General features: G+C 47.2%; 23 protein-coding genes. 4 read left to right on the forward strand and 19 right to left on the reverse strand.

Annotated elements, in window-relative coordinates:
* Positions 1 to 59: 59 nt before the first annotated feature.
* A complete protein-coding gene (locus LQE92_RS11165; RefSeq protein ID WP_231063039.1) occupies positions 60 to 311 on the reverse strand; it encodes a hypothetical protein in 252 nt (83 codons plus the stop codon).
* Between the two features lie 249 nt (positions 312 to 560).
* On the opposite strand from LQE92_RS11165, the gene LQE92_RS11170 reads away from it, so the two are divergent.
* On the forward strand, positions 561 to 1,256 hold the full coding sequence (locus LQE92_RS11170; protein ID WP_231063040.1) for an adaptor protein MecA: 696 nt from the start codon (positions 561 to 563) through the stop codon (positions 1,254 to 1,256).
* Positions 1,257 to 1,332: 76 nt separating this feature from the next.
* Here LQE92_RS11170 and LQE92_RS11175 read toward each other — a convergent pair whose 3' ends face one another.
* Positions 1,333 to 1,542, reverse strand: a complete 210-nt coding sequence (locus LQE92_RS11175) for a DUF1858 domain-containing protein (protein WP_147595388.1) — start codon at positions 1,540 to 1,542, stop codon at positions 1,333 to 1,335.
* A gap of 226 nt (positions 1,543 to 1,768) precedes the next feature.
* Between LQE92_RS11175 and LQE92_RS11180 the strand changes: the two genes are divergently transcribed.
* A complete protein-coding gene (locus tag LQE92_RS11180; protein ID WP_147595389.1) occupies positions 1,769 to 1,939 on the forward strand; it encodes a DUF362 domain-containing protein in 171 nt (56 codons plus the stop codon).
* A gap of 150 nt (positions 1,940 to 2,089) precedes the next feature.
* Positions 2,090 to 3,079: a 2-hydroxyacid dehydrogenase gene (locus tag LQE92_RS11185; RefSeq protein ID WP_231063041.1), complete on the forward strand. Its 990-nt coding sequence runs from the start codon at positions 2,090 to 2,092 to the stop codon at positions 3,077 to 3,079.
* Positions 3,080 to 3,154: 75 nt separating this feature from the next.
* Here LQE92_RS11185 and LQE92_RS11190 read toward each other — a convergent pair whose 3' ends face one another.
* The 15 genes from LQE92_RS11190 to LQE92_RS11260 all read right to left on the reverse strand — a co-directional run bounded on the left by LQE92_RS11190 (position 3,155) and on the right by LQE92_RS11260 (position 21,685).
* Positions 3,155 to 4,003, reverse strand: coding sequence for a helix-turn-helix domain-containing protein (locus LQE92_RS11190; RefSeq protein ID WP_331001289.1), 849 nt, complete (start codon positions 4,001 to 4,003; stop codon positions 3,155 to 3,157).
* A 67-nt stretch (positions 4,004 to 4,070) separates the two neighbouring features.
* Complete coding sequence (locus LQE92_RS11195) at positions 4,071 to 4,682, reverse strand: flavin reductase family protein (RefSeq protein ID WP_231063043.1); 612 nt, start codon at positions 4,680 to 4,682, stop codon at positions 4,071 to 4,073.
* A 20-nt stretch (positions 4,683 to 4,702) separates the two neighbouring features.
* Positions 4,703 to 6,034: a replicative DNA helicase gene (dnaB, locus tag LQE92_RS11200; RefSeq protein WP_231063044.1), complete on the reverse strand. Its 1,332-nt coding sequence runs from the start codon at positions 6,032 to 6,034 to the stop codon at positions 4,703 to 4,705.
* Between the two features lie 31 nt (positions 6,035 to 6,065).
* Complete coding sequence (gene rplI / locus LQE92_RS11205) at positions 6,066 to 6,512, reverse strand: 50S ribosomal protein L9 (protein ID WP_231063045.1); 447 nt, start codon at positions 6,510 to 6,512, stop codon at positions 6,066 to 6,068.
* Entirely contained in the window at positions 6,513 to 8,549 is a 2,037-nt protein-coding gene (locus LQE92_RS11210; RefSeq protein WP_331001290.1) for a DHH family phosphoesterase, read from the reverse strand.
* Between the two features lie 110 nt (positions 8,550 to 8,659).
* Entirely contained in the window at positions 8,660 to 10,132 is a 1,473-nt protein-coding gene (locus LQE92_RS11215; protein WP_231063046.1) for an ATP-binding cassette domain-containing protein, read from the reverse strand.
* The gene (locus LQE92_RS11220) at positions 10,083 to 11,198 is read right to left on the reverse strand and encodes a sensor histidine kinase (RefSeq protein ID WP_231063047.1); all 1,116 of its coding nucleotides are present in this window, start codon (positions 11,196 to 11,198) and stop codon (positions 10,083 to 10,085) included. The genes LQE92_RS11215 and LQE92_RS11220 overlap by 50 nt, the downstream gene beginning before the upstream one ends.
* A gap of 13 nt (positions 11,199 to 11,211) precedes the next feature.
* Entirely contained in the window at positions 11,212 to 12,810 is a 1,599-nt protein-coding gene (locus tag LQE92_RS11225; protein WP_231063048.1) for a response regulator transcription factor, read from the reverse strand.
* Positions 12,811 to 12,940: 130 nt separating this feature from the next.
* Positions 12,941 to 14,002 carry a substrate-binding domain-containing protein gene (locus LQE92_RS11230; protein ID WP_231063049.1) on the reverse strand — a complete coding sequence of 354 codons (1,062 nt, stop codon included), beginning with the start codon at positions 14,000 to 14,002 and terminating at the stop codon, positions 12,941 to 12,943.
* A 19-nt stretch (positions 14,003 to 14,021) separates the two neighbouring features.
* The gene (locus tag LQE92_RS11235; protein WP_231063050.1) at positions 14,022 to 15,005 is read right to left on the reverse strand and encodes an ABC transporter permease; all 984 of its coding nucleotides are present in this window, start codon (positions 15,003 to 15,005) and stop codon (positions 14,022 to 14,024) included.
* A gap of 35 nt (positions 15,006 to 15,040) precedes the next feature.
* Positions 15,041 to 16,540, reverse strand: coding sequence for a sugar ABC transporter ATP-binding protein (locus tag LQE92_RS11240; protein WP_231063051.1), 1,500 nt, complete (start codon positions 16,538 to 16,540; stop codon positions 15,041 to 15,043).
* A 17-nt stretch (positions 16,541 to 16,557) separates the two neighbouring features.
* Positions 16,558 to 17,808: a DegT/DnrJ/EryC1/StrS family aminotransferase gene (locus LQE92_RS11245; RefSeq protein ID WP_231063052.1), complete on the reverse strand. Its 1,251-nt coding sequence runs from the start codon at positions 17,806 to 17,808 to the stop codon at positions 16,558 to 16,560.
* A 31-nt stretch (positions 17,809 to 17,839) separates the two neighbouring features.
* On the reverse strand, positions 17,840 to 19,072 hold the full coding sequence (locus LQE92_RS11250) for a DegT/DnrJ/EryC1/StrS family aminotransferase (protein WP_231063053.1): 1,233 nt from the start codon (positions 19,070 to 19,072) through the stop codon (positions 17,840 to 17,842).
* Positions 19,073 to 19,302: 230 nt separating this feature from the next.
* Positions 19,303 to 20,979 (reverse strand): ABC transporter ATP-binding protein, encoded by a 1,677-nt coding sequence (locus LQE92_RS11255; protein ID WP_231063054.1) that lies wholly within the window; start codon positions 20,977 to 20,979, stop codon positions 19,303 to 19,305.
* An 82-nt stretch (positions 20,980 to 21,061) separates the two neighbouring features.
* The gene (locus LQE92_RS11260) at positions 21,062 to 21,685 is read right to left on the reverse strand and encodes a TetR/AcrR family transcriptional regulator (protein WP_231063055.1); all 624 of its coding nucleotides are present in this window, start codon (positions 21,683 to 21,685) and stop codon (positions 21,062 to 21,064) included.
* A 205-nt stretch (positions 21,686 to 21,890) separates the two neighbouring features.
* Between LQE92_RS11260 and LQE92_RS11265 the strand changes: the two genes are divergently transcribed.
* Complete coding sequence (locus LQE92_RS11265; RefSeq protein ID WP_231063056.1) at positions 21,891 to 22,433, forward strand: nucleotidyl transferase AbiEii/AbiGii toxin family protein; 543 nt, start codon at positions 21,891 to 21,893, stop codon at positions 22,431 to 22,433.
* A gap of 296 nt (positions 22,434 to 22,729) precedes the next feature.
* Here the strand turns inward: LQE92_RS11265 and LQE92_RS11270 are convergent, their stop codons facing one another.
* Positions 22,730 to 23,905, reverse strand: a complete 1,176-nt coding sequence (locus tag LQE92_RS11270; RefSeq protein WP_231063057.1) for an NAD(P)-dependent malic enzyme — start codon at positions 23,903 to 23,905, stop codon at positions 22,730 to 22,732.
* Positions 23,906 to 24,063: 158 nt separating this feature from the next.
* Positions 24,064 to 25,164, reverse strand: a complete 1,101-nt coding sequence (locus LQE92_RS11275) for an endonuclease/exonuclease/phosphatase family protein (RefSeq protein ID WP_231063058.1) — start codon at positions 25,162 to 25,164, stop codon at positions 24,064 to 24,066.
* Positions 25,165 to 25,355 lie beyond the last annotated feature (191 nt).

Below are 25,355 nucleotides of genomic sequence, written 5' to 3' on the forward strand. Positions count from 1 at the left end.
AGATTTGTGTGAGAAGTGACGCAGCGTCCCCGCCGCTGTTATATATGCCTAATGGCGGTTTATTTCCTGCTTTCGGCATCTCCGCCGACCTTATCATAACGTATTTCCGACAGGACGCCTTTATCGTCCCATATGTAGTCTCCCATATAGCAGCCATGTTCTTTCACCGCACAGGCCGCGGCAATATCTTCCAGGGGAAGCTCCTCGCCGGACAAAGTGATTTCCACGCCGCGTTTTTCATAACGTTTCATCTGTTTTAAAAGGGAATCGTATCGTTTTCGTTCCTCTTTTGTCAGCTTTTTCTTTTTCATAGAAAATCTCCCTTTATTTAATTGTTATAATAATGGAAATATATTGCCCGACTGGGCATAATGAATAGAATGAAAGACCGCTTCTTCCATTAATCATAATATATATCAGGGGGAAATACAAGTATAAGATTTTGCATTTGCCCTAAAATGTACTTGAAAGAAGCACTTTACATCCGGGCCCGTATTGTTTATACTATAGCCAAACAATATTGACCCCTAATAATCTGATACAGACAGGAAGTGATTCTTTTGAAAATAGAAAAAATCAGTGACAACCAGATACGCTGCACGCTTGACAGCAGCGACCTTACAGACCGGCAGCTGAATCTGGGCGAGCTGGCCTATGGCAGCGACAAAGCCAGACGCCTGTTCCGGGAAATGATGCAGCAGGCGTTCAACGATTTTGGCTTTGAGGCGGAAGACAACCCGCTCATGGTGGAAGCAATTCCTCTTTCCGGAGACAGCATCATGCTGATCATCACCAAAGTAGACGATCCGGAAGAACTGGATACCAGGTTTGCCAAGTTTGCCCCGTCCTCCGCAGAGGATGAGACGGATTATGATGACAATTTATCGGAGCCCGGACTGGAAGGCGCACTTAAGCTGGACAGCGCCGAGGAAGATACCAGTTCTCCCGCACCCGAACCGGCAGACAAGACGCGCGTGTTCCGATTCTCCACTCTGGAGTCCGTCTCCCTGGCCTCTCATGTCCTCGGGGACAGTTTTGACGGTTATAATTCTCTGTACCGGAATCCTTCTTCCAGAGATTACCTCCTGGTCATCAGCCAGCAGGGTTATGCGGAAGAGACATTCGTCCGTGTTCTCAATACACTGTCGGAATTCGGGACCAGAAAGAAAAATACCTACGCGACCGAAGCCTACTTCCAGGAACACTATGATATCATCATCAAAGGAACGGCACTTCAGATTCTGCAGACGCTCTAAAAGCCAGCGGAAAGTTTCCTTCCATGACGTAAACGCAAAAAAAGCCCGGACTTTTGTCCGGGCTTTTTCAGCGTGATCACTGGGCTTTCGCCGCTAAATATTCATTTACTGCATTTACCAGCTGGTCCGCGTCAATACCGTGCACCATTGCAGCCTCCGCCAGAGACTCTCCCTGTGCAGAAGGGCAGCCGATGCAGTGCATGCCTGCACCCATTAAAACCGGAGCAATCCCCTGGTCCATGCGAAGAGCTTCGCCAATTAACGTATCCTTTGTCACCTGAGCCATTCCGTGTTCCCTCCTAATCTTGTATACTTCCGCCACAAGCGGCGGATTCAAGGGCATTATACTCTATTTTCCTGTACTTTTCAAGCCCCGGACTTTCCATGTCCTATGAGGTTCCGTCAACTTTCGGATTGCACTAAATTTAACACTTGAAATTCCATGTCCCATGTATTACAATACTGTCAGCAGTATTACTAAATAATACATACTATAGAAGGAGGATTTCATTATGGCACACGTAATTTCAGATGAATGTGTAGCATGCGGCACCTGCGTCGACGAATGTCCCGTATCCGCGATTTCAGAAGGCGACGGCAAATACGAAATCAACGCAGACGAATGTGTAGATTGCGGTTCTTGCGCTGCTGTATGTCCTACAGGCGCTATTTCTGCTGAATAATCAATTCACATAAATGCGTATACGTACATGAAAAGAATCCAGCCGGCTATTGCCGGCTGTTTCTTTTCCCTCTTGTATACAGGCGTTCTTTTTGTATAATACTAGTAGTAGCGTAGAATTACAGACACGGCAACCATAGGAGGACAAACCATGAAAATTCTATTTTACGACACGAAAATTTATGACAAAGAGACCTTTGAGCATCAGCTCGTCCATTATCCCGATATTCAAATCGATTACCTGGAAACGGATCTGTCACCACGAACAGCCGCTCTCGCCAAAGATTACGACGCGGTCTGCGCCTTTGTGAATTCTGACCTGAGCAAGCCTACGCTGGATGTACTGAACGCCTGCCACGTTAGACTGCTTCTCATGCGCTGCGCCGGTTTTAACAACGTGGACCTAGAAGCCGCCAAGGAGTATGACATGACGATTCTGAGAGTCCCCGGCTATTCTCCGGAAGCAGTCGCCGAGCACGCAATGGCTTTGGCCCTGGCTGTAAATCGGCATCTTCATAAGGCTTATATTAAAGTACGTGAAAACAATTTCAGCCTGGCCGGCCTCATGGGATCTAACTTCCACCAGAAAACCGCCGGCATCATCGGCACTGGAAAGATTGGCGCGGCCATGGCCAAGATCTGCCGCGGCTTCGGAATGAAGGTGATCGCCTATGACGTTTATCAGAACCCGGACCTGGACTTTGTAACTTATGTGGACCTGGATGAGCTGCTGGCTTCCAGTGACCTGGTTTCCCTCCACTGCCCTTTGATGGATAATACTTATCATCTGATCAACAAGGACACCATCGCCAAGATGAAAGACGGGGTGATTCTGATCAATACCTCCAGAGGCGGCCTCATCAAAACAGACGATCTGATCATCGGCATCCGTGCACGCAAATTTTTCGGCGTCGGACTGGATGTCTATGAAGAAGAAACGCGGAACGTTTTCGAAGACCGTTCGGACGAGATACTGGAGCACTCCACCACCGCCCGGCTCCTCTCTTTCCCCAACGTGATCATCACCTCCCATCAGGGATTTTTCACAGAGGAGGCGCTGGAGGCCATCGCTGCGACTACCCTGTCCAATGCGGATTCTTATGAAAAAGGAAATATCAACAAAGGAAATGAAGTAAAATAAGCTGCATTCCGCAGCATAAAAAGAGGCCCTTCCGCACCGGCAGTCTTTCGACACCTTTGCGTTAAGGGCCTTCTTTTATTTCTCTTTTCTTCTGCCAAACCTTCTTTTTTTCAGCTTCCGGACGGGCACTTTAGTGGCCGCCGCCTCATTCTTCTGCTTCTGGACTCTCTGGCAGGCCCGGATGGTCTCATCCAGCTTCCGATATCTTTCTTCCTCCCGCTCTTCCCGATCCCGCATCAGAAAATTCATTTCTTTGACCACTTTTTCTGAAACCTGGCCGCTCACAGCATCTGAGAAGCTGGAATTGTTCCGGCGGAGCGCTTCCGTCAGCACATCTGTCATGATTGCCTGAAACTGCTCCATCTTTTCCGGGGACGCGGTCAGGCCGCTCTGTACACTGCTTTCAGATACGGACAGCTCTGTGCCGCTTTGCTCATCCTGCTTGTCCATCTTGATCCCGGCATCTGTCCCGCCGTTCTCAGAAGCTTTCCCATGGCCTTCCCCGTCCAGCACCTTAAAGCGTGCCTCCGCGGGCTTGTCCTTCTGGCGGCTATGTATCTCCTCCGTGCCGGCGCCCTCTTGATCCATGTCATCCAAGCTGGCATGTTCCGTCTTTTCTTCCGGGGCTCCTGCAGAGACTTTTACCGGATGCTCTCTGTCTTCTTCCAATAAAAATCCAGCCTCATCCGCATTCAGTTCAAGTCCTTCCTCTTGGTTCAGACTAGTTCTGATAGCCTTTAGCTGGTATCCAAGTTCTTTTAATTCCTTTATCCTCTGAAACAGCGCGAGCTGCTTCTCCGTATAATAACGATGACCTAACTCGTTCCTCGGTATCTCAAGCTTTAACTCTTCCTCCCAATATCGTAACACATGAGCCTCCACATTTAATCTGCGTGAGGCTTCAGAAATCAAGTAATGGGCCAATTCTCATGAAACTCCTTTCGGTTCGAATAAGCCCATTATATCAAAACTATGCTGATTTGCAACGGCTTTAAACCGTTTTTCCCTTGAATTTTTTCTTATTTTCAGCCCGCTTTGTCGTATTTTTTCGAATACTGTAGCCAAACGTGCCCAACGCCTCCGACAGACCATAATATGTGCCGTGAGAATAGGCCAGAGGCTTCGCTTTCTGAAGCCAGAACTTCCCCTTCTCATCCAGATATCCTTCGTCAACCTGAATGGCTTTCACCTCAGCCAGAAACATATGATGAGACCCCAGCTCCTTAACCTCTGTCACCTTACACTCCACGTTTACGGGACATTCCAGAATCATGGGCGCTTTGACCACAGAAGCGGCGGCGGGCGTGAGCCCGGTCTCTTTCCACTTGTCCACATCCCGTCCGCTCTTTACTCCGCAGTAATCCACTGCTCCCGCCATGGGTTCTGTCGTCAGATTTATCACAAACGCTCCCGTTTCCCGCAGCATGTGATAGGAATAGCGCTCCGGCCTCACAGAAACGTAAGCCATGGGAGGATTGGTGCAGACGGTCCCGGTCCACGCCGCCGTGAACAGGTTCTGCTTTCCTTCCTCATCCTGACAGCTGACCAGAACTGCCGGCACCGGATATATAAAATTCCCGGGCTTCCATACCGCCTTTGCCATATCTTTCTCCGTATTCCATGCTATTTTTCCATATTAACAAATTTCGTATAATCCGGCAGCCATACCAGATTCACTGTCCCCGTGGGGCCGTTTCTCTGCTTAGCTATGATGATTTCCGCGATATTTGGATTTTCCGTATCCTTGTTATAGTAGTCATCCCGGTAAATGAACATTACCACGTCGGCATCCTGCTCGATCGCTCCCGATTCACGGAGATCCGAAAGCATCGGGCGCTTGTCTGTCCTGCTCTCCACCGCGCGGGACAGCTGAGACAAGGCGATGACAGGGGCTCCCACCTCTCTGGCCAGGGCTTTCAGCGAACGGGAAATCTCAGAGATTTCCTGCTGCCGGTTGTCCGAAGCCCGTTTTCCGCCTGACATCAGCTGCAGGTAGTCAATGATGATCAAATCCAGGCCAAACTCCAGCTTGAATTTTCTGCATTTGGAACGCATTTCCGATACGGTAATACCCGGCGTATCGTCAATGATCAGCTTGGAATTCCCGATCACGCCGACGCTTTCCACCAGCTTGTCCCAATCAGTATCCGAAAGATTTCCTGTCCGGAGAGCCTGGGAATCCACTCTGGATTCCATGGAAAACAGACGGTTCATCAGCTGTTCCTTTGACATTTCCAGGCTGAAGATCGCAGTCGTATAATTCTTTCTCAGTGCCACATGCTGAGCAATGTTCAGCACAAAGGCGGTCTTTCCCATGGACGGCCGGGCCGCCACCAGGACCAGATCCGACGGCTGAAGACCGGATAATTTATAATCCAGGTCCGTGAATCCAGTAGGGATACCGGTGATGGCGCTTTTATTCTGAGACGCCTTTTCAATCTTCTCCAATGTGTTCAGAGCAATCTGCTTGATGGGAGTGAAGTCTCCGCCTCCCCGGTCCTTCAGCAGGTCAAAAACCTTTTTCTCCGTTTCCTCCAGAATGACGTCCAGCTGTTCTTTTCCGCCGTAGCATTCATTGGCAATCTCTTCATTCACCCGTATCAGCCGCCTGAGAACCGCTTTTTCATAAACAATACGGGCGTACTGACGGACGTTGGCCGAAGTGGGTACAGCCGTGATCAGATCGCGCACGAACTCCAGGCTGCTGATTTCCGGCGGCACGTCTTTTTCCCGCAGGCGGTCCTGGAGAGTGACCAGATCTACCGGTTTCCCCTCTGTATATAATTCCACCATGGCTTCAAACATGACGCCATACCGTCTGTCATAGAAATCATCGCTCCGGATGGTCTCCGTCGCCGTGATGATGGCGTCTCTGTCCATGAGCATAGACCCTATTACCGACTGCTCCGCCTCAATGCTGTGAGGCAGTATCCGCTTTATCAGCGCCTCGTCCATAGAATCCTCCTTGCCGTAAATCCATCCGACTTTATTTTTCCGTCACATGTACTTTAAGCTTCGCCGTCACATCCTTGTGAAGTCTGATCAATATCTCATGAGTCCCTAATGTCTTGATGGGCTCTTGAATCTGGATCTTTTTCTTATCCAGCTCCATATCAAGCTGCTCCTTAGCCGCGGCCACGATCTCTTTTGAAGAAACGGAACCGAACACCTTCCCTCCCTCGCCGGACTTCACCGCCAGCTCCACGGTACAGCTTTCCAGCCTGGCCGCAAACGCTCTGGCCGCCTCCAGCTGCTCCTGGGCCATTTTCTCATCGTGGGCCTGCTTCAGCTTCAGATCATTCAGATTCTTTGCAGTCGCTTCCACGCCAAGTTTTTTCGGCAGGATATAGTTTCTCGCATATCCGTCGTTCACCTTTACGATCTGGCCCTTTTTTCCAAGAGCCTTTACATCTTCCATTAATACTACTTCCATTTATAACTCTCCTTCATCCAGCATTTGTTTGATGGTCGCTTTTACTTTTTCCACCGCCTGCTCCATAGTGCAGTCTGTAAGCTGCGCTCCCGCCACACTCATATGACCGCCTCCCCCCAGCTTTTCCATGATAATCTGGACATTCACCTCGTCAATGGAACGGGCACTGAGATAGATTTTGTCCTGAAATTCTGTGAGCACCACCGACGCCTTGATGCCGACAATGTCCAGGAGTTCGTTAGCCGCCTGAGCACCGATGATCGTAGGGCTCTCAATATTGTCTCCTGGACAGATGCTTATGGCAAACGCCTCTTCAAACACCTCAGCATGACGGACTGCCTCTGCCTTTGCCTTGTAATCCTGCATACTGTCGCGGAACATTTTCCGAACCCTTGTCACATCAGCACCGTTCCTACGCAGGAAAGCGGCGGCCTCAAAGGTCCTGACTCCGGTCTTGTTCATGAAATTATTGGTATCGATCACGATTCCCGCATACATGGCGTCTGCTTCTGCCTGCCGGATCCTCACATTATCTCCGATATACTGAAGGACCTCCGCGACCATCTCACAAGTGGAGGAAGCATAGGGCTCCACATAGGAAAGGACCGCATTGGTGATGCTCTCCCTCGTCTGTCTGTGATGATCCAATACCACAATGGTAGGGATAATATCCAAAAGAGGAGAACACTCTGTAAAATTAGTCCTGTTCACATCCACGACGACCAGAAGAGAATTGTCATCGGCCTGTTCAATGGCTTTGTCACCCTTGATAAACAGATCCTCCGGATAATCGGGATTATTGATAAACCTCTCCAGGATGGGGCGGACCGACGAAGTGATGTCATCCAGCACGATATGAGCCTTTTTGTTAAGCTCATTGCACGCCCGGTAAATGCCGATGCCTGCGCCCAGGGAATCCACATCGCCTATCTTGTGTCCCATGATGAACACCTGCTCCCTGGTCTCGATCAGTTCTCTGAGAGCGTGGGCTTTCACGCGTGCCTTCACACGGGTATTCTTTTCCTGAGGCTGAGATTTCCCGCCATAATAATTTATGGTCTCACCGTCCTTGACAACCGCCTGGTCGCCTCCCCGGCCAAGGGCCATGTCGATGGCGGTCCTGGCATACTCATAATTCTGGATATAGCTTCCTCCGCCCATCCCGAGGCCGATACTCAGCGTCACTGCCATATCATTGCCGATATTGACGGTCTTCACATCCTCCAGCAGGGAGAATCTGGCAGATTTCAGGTTTTCCATATACTGGTTCTTTATGATGACAAAATATTTGTCCTTTTCAATCTTCTTCACGATGCCGCCCATACTGTTGATGTATTTGTTGATTTTCCGGTCTATGAGGGCGATGAGCAGCGAACGGCGGACCTCCTCGATGCTCTCAAGCGCCTCGTCGTAATTGTCGAGATAGATAAGGCCGGCCACCAGCTTTTGATTTTCAATCTCCTGCTTGAACTGAATCTTTTCCGTCTCATCAAACAGGTATGCCGCGATCAGTCCTACCTTAAACCCATCCTCTTCTTCCGGTGAAGTATCCTCCGTCATATAAATATTCTTCAGATGAAGTCTATAATACCGGTTCTCATAGGAGACGTCATAGATCATCTCCTCCTCAAGGGGAGAAATAGGCTGTATTCCCGCGTCCGGGAACAGATCCGCAATCTTTTTATGCCAGCTCTTATCCTTTCGGATGATCTCGCCAAAGGCATTGTTGATCCACAGGATCTTCCCCTGCTCATCCAGCAGAGCATAAGGTACGTCCAGATCCGCCAGCAGCTGCTTTTGAATCTGCGCGTGGTCCACGGCGAAAAGCAAAAGCTCCCGCATGATCATGGGGCGCTTCACAAAATAGAACCACAGGGAGATACCGCAGTAGACCACAGCCGGAACCGTGCAGATAAGTCCCGCCTTTATGCTGAAAGCATAGGCCGTAACAGTCATGATCATGACCAGAACTCCCATATATAATGGCCAGTTCAAGAATCCCTGAAGCCGCCCTTTCAGTTTCATATCGTTTTTCATAGAACTCTCCTTCAACTACTCCGGTCATGTCCAGTGTCCGAAATATGCTGGTGTATATTATAACATCATTACCCACGCTTTACAAGAACGTTATATTCCAGAAAACCGATTCAATGAAAGGATTCTAATACGCTGTCAATCAGGCCGAACTCATCTCTGGAAAATTCAAGCCAGGAGGATTCCCCGAAAAACACGACGATCCGGCTGCATACGGTCATCATATAATTCAGATTGGAGGATGCGGTCAGTATCCCGCTCCCGTTCTTCCTCATCCGGTTCATATATTCAAAAATAATATGATTGCTCACCACATCGCTGGTAATACAGGGATTGATACAGAGAAGAACAGCCGGCCGGTCCAAAGCCCACTTTTCCATCAGGATTCTGTATTGGTCATAAATATCCATCTCTTCCGTCTTAGTCCTGATGATGTCGGCCTCCAGCAGGCCGGAATGTTCTGATTTGATGAATTTGTATATGCCTCTATTTAATATTCCGCCTGCAATCTTTCTGACCGCGGGAAAAAGGAGGTTGTCAGCCGCCGTCATGGAAGGGACCAGCCCCATCTTAAGCGGGTCGTTCCGGATGACTCCGATCCCTTTTTTGACTGCGCCGGGAATATCTCCAGGGACGAACGGTTCTCCTTTCAAATAGATCTTTCCTCCGTATTCCCTTTGTTCTCCCAGCAAAAGCGTGCATAACGCCATGTTCCTCACATTTTGAAGTTCCCACAGTCCGACGGCCTCTCCTTCCTTAATGGTAAGGGAAAATCCCTCCAGCCCATAAAGTGCTGTGTTCTCAAACCTCAGTACCTCCTTTTGTCCTGATCTCGCTTTCATATTGCCTGTATCAATATGGCGAAACCCAAGCATGACACGCAGAAGACGCTCCTGGGAAAACTCCTCCCGATAAAAGGTCCTCACATTATGCCCGCCCCGAAGTACGGCTATCCGGTCCGATACCGGAACCAGATATTCTCCGAAACGGCTTGTGATCAGAAATCCGATGCCGATATCCCGCAGCATAAAAATGGACTGCTCCAGCTTTATCTGTTCTTCACGGGACATGGCTTCAAAAATAGTATCCATGACGATCAGCTCCGCTTTTGCGACCAAAGCCCTTGCCACCTGTATCATACACTGCTCATATCGGGAAAGGTTCTTAGCCGGAATCCGTGGATTTAAGTGCCCCAGGCGCAGAAATTCCAGTATCTTCTGAGATTCCCTGCAGATCTTTTTTGTCCGGACGCGTTCATACGGCCTCCCGTCCGGCTGCATCACAAAAATATTCTCCGCTATGGAGAGCTCCGGCACCAGTCCGTCCACGGATAAGATACAGAAAATCCCTTTCCTCCATGCAAACGATGTGAAATCCTCTACCGGTTCTTCCTGAAGGTAAACGTCGCCGGAAAACGAAATATCTTTGCCGGCCAAAATCCGGGAAACCAGCGTCTTTCCCGAACCCGACAGTCCTAATACCCCTAATATCTCCCCGCCGTAAACATTCAATGTCAGATCATCCAGCATTTTGATATCAGATTGCGTTTTCGTGATATGCTCCATCCGCAAAAGCTCCCGCCTCATAGCCGTCCCTCCCGAGCGTCTCTTCCCTCTGCCGTCTGTCTCCCGCGCTGCCGGCCGTTTTTTTTACCGCCGGCAGCGTGATCGTGATCTCTGTTCCCAATCCTTCTTCGCTGTTGATGGATATACCATACCGGAATCCAAAATGGAGATGGATTCTTTCGTTTATATTGGATAAAGCAATTCCGCTGTGCATTCCTTCCTCTCCTCGGTCTTTCTTAAGACCATTCAAAGATTCCCGAATCTCTTTAAGCGCCGGTCCGGGAATTCCGACCCCATTGTCCTGGACTGCCAGTATCAGCCTTTTTTCCGTCGCCGTCACGCGTATCGTTACGGCTCCTTCTGAAACACTTTTCTCCAGTCCATGAAAGATCGCGTTTTCCACTATGGGCTGCAGGGTCATCTTCGGCATCAGATATTCTCCCCCTTCCGATTCCTCCTCCCAAAATATCTGTAGACGAAATCGGTTCCCAAACCGGTACTCTTGAATCAAGAAGTAATTCTTCGTATTTTGAAGCTCCTGCTCCAGGGTCACAAGATTCTCCTGGATGCTGATGCTGTAGCGGAAAAATGCGGAAAGTGCTTCTGTCATATTAGCGATCTGTTCCACCCCCTGCACCATAGCTTTTCCTCGTATACACTCCAAGGTATTATACAAAAAGTGAGGATTGATCTGATTCTGGAGGGCATTCAGCTCCGCCTGCTTCACCAGCATTTTTTGTGTATTCTTCTTATTTGTATATCCGTTCAGTCTTACCACGGTCCTGCATATCCTGTCCACATCGCTCTCTCCTTCTATACCCTCCGAAACTTCAGAGACCTTCCGAAGGGCAGCATTGATCTGACAGTGCATCTTGTAAATGTTCCGGTATCCAAAAAGCAAATATGCTGTAAAAACAAATACCTCCAGCAAGATACCACTGAAAAGAATCGCCCGGTATCCATAACCTGTCTCTTCCATTACATGCAGTCCCAGAAGGATTCCTGGCGCCGCAAATACAATTCCATATAAAATATACCTGAACAGCAGCCGCATGGCCGTTGTCCGCGGCCTGGAATTCTGTTTCATAATAAAATTCCTCCTAAGAATGAAGATTCCTGTACTGTGACGGTTTGATTCCAACAACCTTCGTAAAAAGCCTGCTGAAATATGACGTCTCCGTATACCCCACCTTTTCCGCTATCACGCTGATCGGCAGATCACTACCGCGCAGAAGCCGTTTCGCTGCTTCCATCCGCCGGTTTGTGACATAGTCGCTGAATGATTCTCCCGTCTCTTTTTTGAATACCGTGCTGAAGTACGCGGCATTCATATGGACCAGCTCCGCCACCTCCGACAGCCGGACTGGTTTCATATAATGCTCACTTATGTATTGCTTTGCCGTCCGCACCGGCCGATTATCATTGGACTCGCTTTCCCGTATCAGATGCCCGAACAATTCTCCAATCTGCTCTTTAACGCGGCGGTTCATTTCCGTAAGGTCTGAAACTCCGCGGGTACATAAGATACCGGGTGGTATTTCCACACGGATCTTGCTGTTCTCCAAAGATTTTCTTATGGTATCCTCCAGATATCCGCAGAACTCAAACAGTAACCTGGGGTTTCCGTTGTCTCTTCTCCGAAATTCACGGAAGACAAGATCCACCCCCCGGCACATTTTGTCCAGATTCAGAGCCGCCGCCGCGTTTTCGATATCCCGTTTGACCGGAAGAGGACAGATTTCTTCCATATCCACAGCATTGCCGGAAATCTGCTCCATATCGACCGCTTGTCCAGGTTCCCATACCAATTGATAATCCACCCCTTCCCCGGCCTCCTCCAGCATGAGCATAAATTCTTCCGGCTCTTTTCTCCCACGGCTTAGGGCACAGGACAAGACAATATCTTTCCGGTTTTTTATATAAGCCAGAGCTGTACGGTATGCGGTGCCAACCGCCATTCGGGCCGCCATCCCCTCCCCCACCTTGTAATTGACGATCCCAAACAGACGGAACCCGTCGACCGCCAGCACATTTTCCAGCTTTTGCTCTGCCAGCATTCGGATCGTGGTATTTTCCGCATATTTAAGAACCGACGCCAGTTCCTCCTCCGTCACTCCCTCCGCTCCACCGGCCTGCATGCATACAGCCAAAAACTCCCCTTCCTGAAACGCTGTATGAAAGGTCTCGTTCAGACTCCGGATATCCATAGAACTGCAGGCGCCCGGCCGGTGGAGAAGCACCGTCACCAAGTGTCCCTGCAGCCGCTGCCTGCTTTCCTTGAACAGCAGCTCTTTTTCCTCGGCGGCAGAGGCTTTTTCCTGGTTTACCCGTATCTTCCGGACAATGTTCTCCAGGCAGTAGGTGAGCTCTGCCTTTCCTATCGGCTTCAGAAGATAATCCTCTACCTCATAGCGGATGGCCTGCTGCGCGTACTGAAAATGCTGATATCCGCTGATGATGATGAAATACGGCCGGATCCCGGCTTCATGAACCTTTCGGATCAGATCCAGGCCGTCCAGGCCTGGCATGCGGATGTCTGTAATGACTATGTCCGGACGGAAGTGTTTGATCTTATCCAGGCAGTCCAAACCATTTGCGGCGATTCCCGCCAGCTCCAGATCCATCGCCTGCCAATCTATTAAATGAGCGATCAGCTGGCACACGTCCGGCTCATCGTCAGAAATCAAAACTGTCAGCATAAGCGGCTCCTTTCAAATAGTTAATATTAATATAACGACATCAAGAGCGAGTGCTCCAAAACATTTGGAGCATTCGCCCTTTATTTCTTTCTGCCGATCAGCCATTAGCACATGTCTGATTTATAATAGTCTATTTTCTGGGTCCGTAGTAGTCCTCCAGCAGTTCCTGCGCGTACTCCTTTTCCGTGGGAATCATATCGATCAGCACCTGCTGTTCCTCTATTTTTTCTCCGCGCGCCAGCTTCGCCGCCATTTCCACGGATAATTCTCCTTCCCGGAATACGTCCTGGAAAAAGGTAACAGACATTTCTCCTGCTTTCACCGATTCACACGCCTCCTCTATCCCGTCGGCGCACGCGATCACCTTCATGTCTTTCAATTTGCCGGCTGACTGCAGCGCACGCACGACTCCAAGCCCCATATCGTCATCATGGGAAATGATCGCATCCAATTCATCCCCATAAGTAGTCAGCCAGTTCTCCGTCAGGGAAACGGCGGTATTCCGATTCCAGTCTCCCGGTTTAATGGCCAGGACTTCGACCCCCGGATGTTCATCCAATACATTAAAGATGCCCTCATCCCGGAAAATCTGTGCCGAACAGCCGATAGGCCCCTGGATAATACAAACCTTAGCGTCCTCTCCCACGTTGTCGATCAGCCACTGGGCCGCCAGCTCGCCGGCCTGGATCTCGTTCGGTCCCACATAGTAATAGTCCCGGTCTGTGGTGATCGTCATATTTACTGCCGATATGGGAATTCCCGCTGCTTCACATAAATCCAGGGCCGGTTCTGCCGCGTCCGAATTCACCGGCGATATGATGATGCTGTCCACCTGCTGAGAGATCAGGTTCTCAATCTGGTTCAGCTGCAGAGAGGCGTCATTCTTGGCATCCAGTACCACCAGTTCCGCGTTCTGCCGTTCCGCTTCCTCCTGCATTCCTTCTACCATGAGCACGCAGAATTCTGTCATGAAATAAATAGACGTACCAATCACGATGTGATCTTTATCTCCCGCCTTTTCCACGGCTTTCTGCACTGCGGAAGCTCCCTGTGATTCTGCCGTCGTCGTTTCATCCTGCCCTGCCTTGGTGGTCTCCTTCGCGGCGGTCGGTTTTCCCGAACAGCCTGCCAGCGCTCCCATACATAAAACGAAACACATGATGAGCGCCATTGCCTTTTTCATCTTTTTCATTCAATACCCTCCTTATCTGCTAATTCGTCCGATTTGTAAACCTGTCAAACAATATGGCTCCGATGATGATGGCTCCCTTCACCACCTGCTGGATATAGGAAGAAACAGAGAGCAGGTCCAGCCCGTTGGTGATCACCCCGATCAGCAGAGCTCCAACTATGGTGCCCCAGAGCCTCCCTTTCCCTCCAGAAAGACTGGTACCGCCTATGACCACCGCGGCGATCGCGTCAGACTCGTAAGCCAGCCCCGCCTGCGGCAGGGCCGCCGATACTCTGGATGTCAGGACTACGGCCGCCAGGCCGCTCATCAGGCCGCAATAACAATACGCAAACCGCAGGATGCTCTTAGTCCTCACGCCGGAATACAGCGCCGCATTTAAATTGCCTCCTACCGCGAACACATACCGTCCCATTTTAGTCTTATACAATATAAAGCAGGAGATTAAAAAAGTAATCAGTAAAATCCAGACCGGTATGGGAATGCCAAGAAAGCTGCCCTGTCCGATTTCCACAAAATTACCCGTGAACTGTGAGATCGGCTTTCCGTCTGAATAAATATATGTAAAACCTCTCACCATAGTTTGTACGCCCAGGGTCACGATAAAAGGCGCCAGAGAATGGTCCGCCACAAAATAGCCGTTTATCAGCCCTATGAGACCTCCGCACAGGACAGTCAGAGCAAACACTGCAGGCAGCCCCCAGCCTGCCTTGTAAACGCTGGCACAGATAAAGCCGGACAGGGCCACCGTGGCGCCGACGGACAAGTCGATTCCTCCTGTTAGGATGACAAAGGTCATGCCTATTGCCAGTATGCCATTGATGGACACCTGCCTGAGAACGTTCAGGATATTTCCGATGTTTAAAAAACGTCCCCTGGTGGAAATACTCAATATCAGACAGAATATGACAAATGCGATCACAATTCCATATTTCGCCATGAATATCCGGCTTTGTTTATACTTGCTCCTTGTGGGTTCTCCTGAATTATGATTTATAGGATCCATACTGTTCCTCCCATCCCTTTACTCTTATGCTCCTATCAGCTCGTCGCCATTACCAGAAGCTGCTCCTGCGTGGTGTCCGCCCTCATCGCCTCTCCGCTTTTATGTCCTTCATGAAACACCACCATGCGGTCACATAATCCAAGAATTTCTTCCATTTCCGAGGAAATCATAATGACCGTGATCCCCGCGTCTGCCAGATCCGCGATCAGCTGATAAATTTCAGATTTCGCTCCGACATCGATTCCCCTAGTAGGCTCATCCAGTATCAGTATCTCCGGCACGTTCATCAGCCATTTACCCAGTACCACCTTTTGCTGGTTCCCGCCGCTCAGGTTCTGGACCAGCTGATCCAGCCCTGTAACCTTCGTCCGGAGCTTTTTCACATATTTTTCCGCCAGCTCCTTCTCTTCCTTTTTCCGTATGAAATATCTGCCGGCACAGAGCTTTTCCAGGTGTGCCAGAGTGACGTTGTCCTTTACACTCATGGGGAGCACAAGTCCGGTCAGCTTCCTGTCTTCTGTCACGAATCCCATGCGGTGTCTCACCGCGTCCTTCGGTGTCCGGATATGCACTTCCCTTCCGTCTATCCGTATGTGGCCGCTGTCCGGCCTCGTACATCCAAAGACGGCCTGGGCGATCTCTGTCCTGCCCGCTCCCATGAGGCCCACCATACCCAGGATTTCTCCCTCGTATACTTCAAAACTTATATTGTCAAATTCATTTTTCCGGGATAATCCTTCCACGGACAGCTTGATTTTGTCCGACGGTTTTTTCCTGCGAACCGGAAATATCTCCGTCAGCTCCCTGTCCACCATTTTCTTTATCAGCTGGTTTTTATCCAGCTCCCGCGTAAAGAACGTCCCCACATAATGTCCGTCCCTCAAAACCGTGACTTCATCTGACACCTGAAAGACTTCATCCAGTTTATGACTGATATAAATGATAGTGCACCCCTGGTTCTTTAGCTCCCGCATGATCTGGAACAGGCCCTCGATTTCCCTCTCAGACAAGGCCGAAGTAGGTTCATCCATAATGATCAGCTCCGCGTTCCGGTCGATTGCTTTCGCAATCTCCACCAGCTGATGCTGAGCCACGGACAAAAGTCTCATATTCATTCTGGGATCCACGTCCAGAGATACCTTCTTCAATAATTCCTTTGCATCCCGGTACATTTTTTTATCGTTTATGACGGCATATCTTTTTTTCATGGGTTCTCTTCCAAGATAGAGATTTTCCGCCACGGTCATATCAAGTATGGGATTCAGCTCCTGGTAGATCATCGCAATGCCATGGTCGATGGACTGGCCGGGGTTTGAAAAGGATACCTCCTGCCCTTTCAGAAAAACTTTTCCTTCATCAGGCCGGTGTACTCCGGCGATCACCTTCACTAAAGTGGATTTCCCGGCCCCATTTTCACCCATCAGCGCATGTATTGTCCCTTTTTTTACTGCAAAGTCCACATCGTCCAGGGCATACACTCCATAATAGCTTTTCTTGATCCCTTCCAGCTTCAAAACATATTCCTGTTCCTCCACTTATGAAATCACCTCTCTCACTTTTTTGACTTGAAGTGTTCCGCTGCCTCCACTACGCTGCTGATGACATAGGCAACTTCAGCTTCCGTCATCTTGGGATTGATCGGGATGTTGACCTGCTGCTCAAACCATACCTTTTCGCACACGGGAGATTCTCCCAGTTTGTGTCCTTTGTAGACCATATAGTCAGAAACTGTAGCCGGGAAGAATCGAAGAATGATCTGAATGCGTTTTTCAAACTGCAGATAATCGATGAAGCCCTGCAGGTCCACTCCCAAGACCTCCGGATCGATGAAGACCGGATATAAATGATATACGCAGCGGTCTTGAGGATCTATCTTTAAGGTCCTAAGTCCCTCCACCTGATTGAACGCTTCATTATATTTTTGTGCGATGGCAATTCTCATTTCATTGAACTTATCCAGCTTCGCAAGCTGTACCAGGCCTATAGCCGCCTGCATTTCGGTAATCCTCATATTAGTTCCGATCTCGTCGATATGAGTCCAGTCATGGGTATAAGAAAAACTGGCGTGATCATAGATATGCTTTAAGGGCTTATAAGGCCCGATACACGGCGTTTCTCTTTCCTTTTTTTCACCGAGTATCCCATATGCCCGTATTTCCAGAGCCGCGGCCGCCAGCTCGTCATCATTCGTAGTGACTGCGCCTCCCTCACCGCCCAGGGACATATTTTTTAAAGACTGGAAGGAAAAGCAGGTCAGATCTGCGATGGAGCCTATCTTACGCCCGCGGTAGCCAGCTCCCGGAGCATGGGCGGCGTCTTCTATTACCTTCAGATCGTGTTTTCTGGCAATCGCCATGATCGCGTCCATATCATTGGGATTACCGGCGTAATCCATGATCATGATAGCCTTTGTCCTGTCTGTGATCTTATCTTCGATAGTCGACGGGTCCATATTCAAGGTATCCGGAAAAACATCCGCGAACTTGATGGTGATATTTTTACTGGCCAGCTTTAAATAGGTAGCCCGGAAGCTTTGAGGAGTGGAGATCACCTCGTCTCCTTCCTTTAAGCAGAGGATCATGACCGCCAGATCCAGAGCTGTCGTACCAGAGGATGTAGTGATACAATGTTCTGCGCCAACATATTCTGCGAACTCCGCCTCAAACTGGTCTCGGTTCTCTCCATAAGCCAGAGTTTTCCCGGAACGCATCACCCGTGCGACCGCGTTGATCTCATCGTCCCCGAAAATAGCTCCCACTGGATTTTCTTTTATCAGAAAATCAATACCGACATTAAAATTCATACCTGTTCCTCCTTCTCTCCGAGAGCTTTTCTCAGAGACTGATTTTTCTTAGGACTTCTCCCATTTTGTCCGCCGCTCTGTCTATTTCCGCGTCCGTGGAGTTTATATTGACGCCAAATCCCGCGGCCAGCGCCGCGTCGACCACGCCCACGCTGATATTTACGCTTCGCATGAGAATATCATCCGTTTTCGGCAGCATATCAGAAGTATAGTTGACTTCCCTTCCATATACAGGGCATTCATAGGGACATTTAAACGCGGTGGAAGTGCATTTGCCAAGTATCTGTTCCATATGGGCATAGACGTGCCATCCGGACTCATATACCACCTTTGTGTTCACTTCCCTGCAGAAACGCTCCGCCAGTTCTTTCGTATCAAAGATCAGTGTCAGGATCGTGCCGCACTCCCCTTCATCATTAATGGTGCGGAACTTAAATCCCGGAAGGCCCTGCAGCCTGCTTTTCAGCCTTTCCTTATTTCTTCGGAGTGTACTGACGATCAGCGGCAGCTTGCGTACCTGAGCCAATGCCACCGCTCCGCTCACCTCGTTCACCCTCTGGTTCATCCCGATGATAGTCCGCCCGCCTATCTCCGCTCCGGCCCGGTAAGGAAGATGGCCCTGATCATGAAAGGCAAAAGCTCTGGTAAATAATTCATCGTCGTTCGTGGTCAGCATGCCCCCGTCTCCTGCCGTGATAGTCTTGAAAATATTGAGGGAAAACGCCGACATCTTACCGAATGAGCCGACCGGCCGGCCCCTGTAAGTAGCGCCGCAGGCCTGACAGCTGTCCTCCAGAACCGCAATACCGTGTCTGTCAGCGATCTCCATGATTCTGTCCATCCTGCACGGATTTCCAAGCATATGTACCGGGATGACCGCTTTGGTCCTCGGTGTGATCTTCCTCTCAAAATCATCTGGATCCATGGTCAGGGAATCGTCGATCTCCGCCAGAATCGGTATCGCCTTTGCAAACAGAACAGCCGACATAGTCGCCACAAACGTATACCCCGGTACAATCACTTCGTCTCCCGGCCCCACTCCCATGGATATCAGACAGTTAATGAGGGCGCTGGTTCCTCCGGATACGGCCAGGCAGTGCCTGGCTCCCGAAAATTTTGCGAATTCCTCCTCAAAAGAAATTACCTTATGTCTGAAATTCGGGTCCTCCAGCTTACCATAACGTGATAAATGCCCGCTTTTCAAAACATCTACTACCTCGTTGATCTCTTCCTCACCGATCCAAAATGCTCCCGGTCCTGGCATATCCTTTTCCCCCTTTCAAATATTTGCTATAATTAAGTTGATTCCAGTATAAAGCTCTCACAATCCGACTACAATATGACAATTTTTGGAAAAAATATAGTATTTTTATATCTTTATCTAATATCTGTTCAAGAGCAAAAAAAGAAGCGGCAAAATGGCAGGTACAGATAAACGCAAAAAATCCCTCCAAACTCAAAACGGGTTTAGAGGGAACGTTAGGGCATAACATATTAGCTTAGATTATTTAAGAAAATTGAATTATTGCTTACAAGTTCATTGAATGTTCCTTTTTCGATAATTTTGCCATAATCCATACAGATAATCGTATCGTATTTTTCTAATAGTTCTGTCCTTAAATGATGAGTGATCGTAATAATCGTTAAATCTTTTATCTGTAATAACCGGTTTTCAATATCATATGCCGTTTGCATATCGACAGCAGATGTACCCTCATCTAATATCAAAATCGGTTTATTTCTAATCAAAGCCCGTGCAACTGCGATTCTTTGCTTTTGCCCGCCAGATAAATCAGCTCCATTTTCTCCTACTTGATGCAACAATCCCTCTGGAATCTCTGATATAAATTCAGCTAGTCCACTTTCCATTACGACATTATCAATCATTTCCTGTGGATAATCTTCATGTAGGCATATATTGTCATGTATAGTCTCATCAAACATATAAATATTCTGATGAATTATTGAAGATAGTTGGGCCACATCATTTCTATCAAGTAAACCTAATTCCCTATTATCGTATTTGATTGTACCTGCATAATCAGAATAATAGCCCGCTAATAATTTAATAAGAGTGCTTTTCCCGCAACCACTTTTTCCCACAACAACATATTTTTTTCCTTTTTCAATAGTACAATTTATTTCATTTAAAACCTCTTTTTGCTTATCATAGGAAAAACCTAAGTCTTTAGTGCAAACACAAAAATCAAATGAACTGATATGTTCTTTTTGTAAATGTGACAATGAATATTGAGAGATACTTTGCAATTTTTCAACAATAGGCTGTATACTTTTTATCTTTGGAATATTAGTAAATATCATCACAAGAGGATTGGCTAAATTACTACTTACTTGTACCATTCCTAACAATGTACCTACTGTTATACGTCCTGTAATGATGAAATAGGCAGATAAAAATAAAACAACTATCTGAACCATAAGAGCAAGAAAAGAAGATACCCCCTCATTTAATGCAAGCAATCTATCGACACTGTATTTAGAGTTAATTGTTTCATCATTCTCTTTGTTAAATCGCTGAATTACATATCGTTTCATGGAATAGGACTTAATAATTTCAAATCCAGACAGCATATCTTTCAGGCTGACTGTAAAATCTGCCAGTTTTGAGGAATATCTCTTTTGTCTTTTTTCCAATGAATTTCCCAGAAAACCAGGAATAAGAAACATTATGGCAATCGCTGCTATAACATAAACAGTAACGATAATATCAAAATAAATCATTAACAAGAATGACGCAGTAAAAATAACCGCATATTGAACTACTTCAAAAAGAGGTAGCAAATAGTTATCTTCTATCATTTTTACATCATTTGTAATAATGGAAATATAATCAGCAGTATTCTTCTTGTTGAAATCTTCTATACTGTGATTAACGGTTCCTTGGAATACATCAGAGCGAATTTGACGCATGATTTTACATATAACCTTTTTGCTGAGCAGAGATTGAAGATATAGAAATATCCCCAGTACAGCAAAATAAAAGATAGAAAACAAAACCATTCTTACAAAATGTTGCATATCTTTTCCCAAGGCTATGTCTAATAGCTGCTGTAAGAGTATAGCCATAAACACATAACCTAAAGAAGCAATTACATTTACTAAAATAGTTACTATAAATAAAACTTTATTTTGCTTAATATAGAATTTCATATTAATCTCCTTTAGAATTATACATGTTACATGTATGTATATTTTAAAAAAATAAAATTGCCTTACGACAATCTTATTTTCCCTATGCATTTTCTTTGCATAGTTCAACGATTTCATCGTCGATTACTGGAAGTCCTGATTTGTCCATGATGTCTTTGATCATTAAGAACTTTTCCCATGTTTCCTCTGTTGTCATTGGATATATAGTAGGTATCGACCAGAAGTTAGTTAAAAGAACAAATAACTCTGCCAGTAATTTTGCATGTTCTGTTCTTATAGAGCCATCCTGCATTCCTTCTTCTATCAATTCTTGATACATAAGAGCTAATTCCTGATTGCTTTCAATCAATTTCTTTAAAAAAGCTGGACTTCCCATAAGTTGCATTGAAGCGATACTTAATTGATGATGTTCCGTTTCATCAAACGAAGTTTTTAAGACGAATTTTAATTTTTCCAATCCATTTAATTCTTTATGACTTTTGGCTTTTTCAAAAGGATTAGTTTCAGAGAAAAGTTTTTCACACAAAGCGTCAAAGACCTCTTCCTTTGATTTAAAATGGTGGTAAAAAGCTCCTCTAGTCAGTCCTCCCATTTCACTTATGATATCTAATACTGTTGTTTCCTCATATCCCTTTCCTAAAAAAAGTTTCAAAGACGCGTCTAGTATTTTTTGAACAGTTTCTTCTGGATATTTATTTCGTGGCAAAATTCCACCTCCTATACATACATTCTGCATGTATAGTATATCATGCAGATTGCATGTATGTCAACACACCTATCACTCTCTATTTAACTACCCATTTTAACTATTTAAAGTGTTCAATTTACTATCATTGACTTTGAGTAAAAAACGGATATTTGATGTCCGTATTTATGACCGTGACCGTACCGTTTGTGATGTGCTGCGAAATATGAATAAGATGGATAAAGAAATTTTTAATAAGGCAATACAGGGGTATGTAAAAGACTCAAAGAAAAATGTCCGTGTACCTTTTAATGCGGATATTGGCGTTGGAGATGTTATAGTTCCACGAGCCGGGAAACGCAAAATCAATACACAACTTCCAGACTTTGAAGCTCCTGTAATTATGACCTACTCTCTTGAAAGTACCATAGCCGAAAAGTTTGATGCTATCTTGCAACGATTTGAACTGACAGGTAGAATGAAAGATTTTTATGATATTTATTATCTGGCACGAGCTTTTGATTTTGATGGAGCAAGATTGCAGACGGCAATTTTTGAAACCTTGCAGCGGCGTGGAACGCCCTATGATAAGAATAGCTTCAAACGGATTGTTTTACTTGCCGAAGATGAGGATATGCAGAAACGATGGAAATATTTCTTGAAGAATATCAAGGATAATTCACTTGAGTTTGCTATTGTGATTGATGATATTCGGACTTTCCTTGAGCCAGTATTTGATGCGATTGTGAATGAGCACGAGTGGCAATAAAAATGGACAGTAAATAGTGGATGGAGGTCATTATGGAATTTGAAAGTATTCAAATAAAAAATTTTGAATCAGATAATCGCCTTGCTTGCAGTAAGTACCGCCGTTGTGTTCAAACAATGATTTCATTGTAGTTTTCCTCCATTATAATTTAATTCTTACTACAAATTCATCATATCCAACCGTCATTACAAATACTTATAGATACCCGAAGGGACACTTCCTTATGTGAAGTGCCCCTTCAGATGCTTCTTTACGTTTCTATCGATTTCGTTTGAATCTATCTTCCGCCGAAAGGATCACAGCCTTGCTACTCCGCTGTCTCTCGCGGCCTGGGCAACTGCCTTCGCCACAGCGGGACCGACTCTCTTGTCAAAAGCCTTGGGAATGATATATTCCGGTGACAGCTCTTCATCGGAGATCAAACTGGACAGGGCATTGGCTGCCGCAATCTTCATGGCATCGTTGATGTCCCTCGCGCGGACGTCAAAGGTTCCGCGGAATACGCCGGGGAATGCCAGTACATTGTTTACCTGATTGGGGAAATCGCTCCTGCCCGTGGCAATGACTTTCGCTCCGCCGGCCTTCGCATCCTCCGGGAAGATCTCCGGAGTAGGGTTCGCACATGCAAATATGACAGCATCCTTTGCCATGGTCTTAACCATCTCTGTGGTCAGTACACCGGGAGCCGATACACCGATAAACACATCCGCACCGGCAAGTACGTCTGCCAGGGAGCCCGCTTTCTTGTCTTTGTTGGTGAGCTGGGCCATCTCTTCCTTAATGGGGTTCATTCCTTCCTTACGGCCTTCATAGATCGCACCCTTCCTGTCGCACAGGATGACGTCCTTATAGCCGTCGGATAACAGAAGCTTCGTAATGGAAATGGCAGCAGCTCCAGCGCCGTTGACTACAATCTTCACATCCTCTTTTTTCTTTCCGACCACCTTCATGGCATTGTTGAGACCTGCCAGAGTGATGATGGCGGTTCCATGCTGATCGTCATGGAAAACCGGGATATCACATTTTTCTTTCAGCTTCTTCTCAATCTCAAAGCATCTGGGAGCGGCAATGTCCTCCAGGTTTACTCCACCGAAGGAACCTGAGATCAGATAGATTGTATTTACGATCTCATCCACATCCTTGCTTTTAATGCAGAGGGGAAACGCATCTACATCTCCAAACGCCTTAAACAATACGCACTTTCCTTCCATGACCGGCATGCCTGCCTCAGGGCCGATATCTCCCAGACCAAGAACAGCGGTTCCATCCGTCACCACCAGACACATATTGTGACGGCGTGTCAGGTCATAGCTCTTTTCAACATCCTTCTGGATCTCCAGGCAGGGCTGCGCAACACCGGGAGTATAGGCCAGGGACAGATCGTCCTTTGTCTCAACCGGTACTGTAGCTACTACTTCAATTTTGCCCTTCCATTCAGCGTGGAGGCGCAGGGATTCTTTTGCGTAATCCATAGTTGTTAGTTCTCCTTTTCTCTCTCATGCTTTCTATAAATAGCAGTGGTTAAACAGCTTTGGTATTGTGAATTAATTGACAAGACCAACCTGTTAGATTATAGCATATTCTTTCCGAGGAATCAACAACTTAACAGAGTTTTTATACAGCCCGTCATTTAATCCAGGGTAAATGTCATTTTTACCGGATTATGGTCTGAAAAACCAAATTGTGCATCCAGATTTTCCGCCTCTGCCAAAATCCCGTCGGAAACAATGAACCCATCCACTATAGCCGTATAAGTGACTCCCTTTTCATACGGAATATCTGCCCCGCGGCAGCTGGGCACCTCCTCAGCGTTCTCGGCCACGACAAAATGGTATCCTTCCGCCAGCTGTGAATCATCCAGCTGATATACCCATTCCGGTATCTTCTGTTCTGTGGGGAAGGTGTCTATGGAACCGGCAATATCATGGTTGAAATCTCCGCCCACGATCACATAATTTCCCTTTTCCCTCTCCTCCTTAAGCGCCTGATTCAAGGTCTCCAGCTGCTTCGTCCGAATCTTTCCTCCCTTATCATAGGCGCTTAAGTGAACCTGTATCAGCAGTAGTTCCCTGCCGTCTTCCAAAGGGATCCGGCTGATCATAAAGCACCTGTCCAGATCTGTGAACTTTGTAAAAAAGGAATTATCCACCGGAAACTGCTTTCTGGTATTTTCTGCTATCTGGTATTTACTGAAGGTCAGCATGCCTGCTTTGACGGCTCCGTGCGGCTCCAGCAGGGGATAAAACAAATATGCGCTGTGAAAATTGCACGCAAAAGCTGAACCATATTCGGGAAACGCGTCCCGGAGCATCTGCACCTGATCGATCTGATAGCTTCTGGTAGCCTTTTCATCCACTTCCTGCACAAACATAAAATCTGTGTTCTCCTGTTTCAAAAGCCCGATGCTGCCCTCCGTATTGGCCATGGCCTCCTCCCTGGATTCTGCCCGGGAGGACTTTCCTGTGGTCTTTGTACCGTCCAGCATCTCACCGGTATCCATGAAAAAGGAATAATCCTGGGAATATGCCCCAAATCCCATGTTATAGGTCATAATGGTATAGGGCACGCCTGTCCGGAGCTTATCGTCCCGGTTGTTTTCCGTGTCGATTTCCTGGTCATCCTCTATCCGATAATACTGAAACTGCATATAGGCCACGTAGCCTCCCGCTGCTGCCGCCAGAAGCAGCAGCAATATTCCAAACACTTTTGCAATGACTTTCCATGTCTTCATATTTAGTTCCTTTCTTATGATCCAGAACAAAGAATCCCGTCAGCGGGATTTTCCGCCTGCGGAGCATTTTGTTACATAGGGAACGATGTTTCCTATGTAATAAGAATACAATAGAGCCGGCCTGACGGCCAGCCCTATTATGAGGTAATATGTTGAATATGTAGATGTCTTATGAAAATTACGGTATCACC

Origin of the sequence: Lientehia hominis, assembly GCF_021044755.1 — a bacterium.
Taxonomy (GTDB): domain Bacteria; phylum Bacillota; class Clostridia; order Lachnospirales; family Lachnospiraceae; genus Lientehia; species Lientehia hominis.

What these genes read in the sequence shown, in the direction of transcription:
- LQE92_RS11175 (WP_147595388.1), bottom strand. Translation starts at nt 1,542, where the DNA reads ATGGCTCAGGTGACAAAGGATACGTTAATTGGCGAAGCTCTTCGCATG.
- LQE92_RS11195 (WP_231063043.1), bottom strand. Translation starts at nt 4,682, where the DNA reads ATGGCAAAGGCGGTATGGAAGCCCGGGAATTTTATATATCCGGTGCCG.
- LQE92_RS11255 (WP_231063054.1), bottom strand. Translation starts at nt 20,979, where the DNA reads ATGAAATTCTATATTAAGCAAAATAAAGTTTTATTTATAGTAACTATT.
- LQE92_RS11165 (WP_231063039.1), bottom strand. Translation starts at nt 311, where the DNA reads ATGAAAAAGAAAAAGCTGACAAAAGAGGAACGAAAACGATACGATTCC.
- LQE92_RS11235 (WP_231063050.1), bottom strand. Translation starts at nt 15,005, where the DNA reads ATGGATCCTATAAATCATAATTCAGGAGAACCCACAAGGAGCAAGTAT.
- rplI (WP_231063045.1), bottom strand. Translation starts at nt 6,512, where the DNA reads ATGGAAGTAGTATTAATGGAAGATGTAAAGGCTCTTGGAAAAAAGGGC.
- LQE92_RS11245 (WP_231063052.1), bottom strand. Translation starts at nt 17,808, where the DNA reads ATGAATTTTAATGTCGGTATTGATTTTCTGATAAAAGAAAATCCAGTG.
- LQE92_RS11265 (WP_231063056.1), top strand. Translation starts at nt 21,891, where the DNA reads ATGAATAAGATGGATAAAGAAATTTTTAATAAGGCAATACAGGGGTAT.
- LQE92_RS11215 (WP_231063046.1), bottom strand. Translation starts at nt 10,132, where the DNA reads ATGAGGCGGGAGCTTTTGCGGATGGAGCATATCACGAAAACGCAATCT.
- LQE92_RS11185 (WP_231063041.1), top strand. Translation starts at nt 2,090, where the DNA reads ATGAAAATTCTATTTTACGACACGAAAATTTATGACAAAGAGACCTTT.
- LQE92_RS11210 (WP_331001290.1), bottom strand. Translation starts at nt 8,549, where the DNA reads ATGAAAAACGATATGAAACTGAAAGGGCGGCTTCAGGGATTCTTGAAC.
- LQE92_RS11220 (WP_231063047.1), bottom strand. Translation starts at nt 11,198, where the DNA reads ATGAAACAGAATTCCAGGCCGCGGACAACGGCCATGCGGCTGCTGTTC.
- LQE92_RS11230 (WP_231063049.1), bottom strand. Translation starts at nt 14,002, where the DNA reads ATGAAAAAGATGAAAAAGGCAATGGCGCTCATCATGTGTTTCGTTTTA.
- LQE92_RS11250 (WP_231063053.1), bottom strand. Translation starts at nt 19,072, where the DNA reads ATGCCAGGACCGGGAGCATTTTGGATCGGTGAGGAAGAGATCAACGAG.
- LQE92_RS11270 (WP_231063057.1), bottom strand. Translation starts at nt 23,905, where the DNA reads ATGGATTACGCAAAAGAATCCCTGCGCCTCCACGCTGAATGGAAGGGC.
- dnaB (WP_231063044.1), bottom strand. Translation starts at nt 6,034, where the DNA reads ATGGACGAGGCGCTGATAAAGCGGATACTGCCTCACAGCATTGAGGCG.
- LQE92_RS11225 (WP_231063048.1), bottom strand. Translation starts at nt 12,810, where the DNA reads ATGCTGACAGTTTTGATTTCTGACGATGAGCCGGACGTGTGCCAGCTG.
- LQE92_RS11275 (WP_231063058.1), bottom strand. Translation starts at nt 25,164, where the DNA reads ATGAAGACATGGAAAGTCATTGCAAAAGTGTTTGGAATATTGCTGCTG.
- LQE92_RS11180 (WP_147595389.1), top strand. Translation starts at nt 1,769, where the DNA reads ATGGCACACGTAATTTCAGATGAATGTGTAGCATGCGGCACCTGCGTC.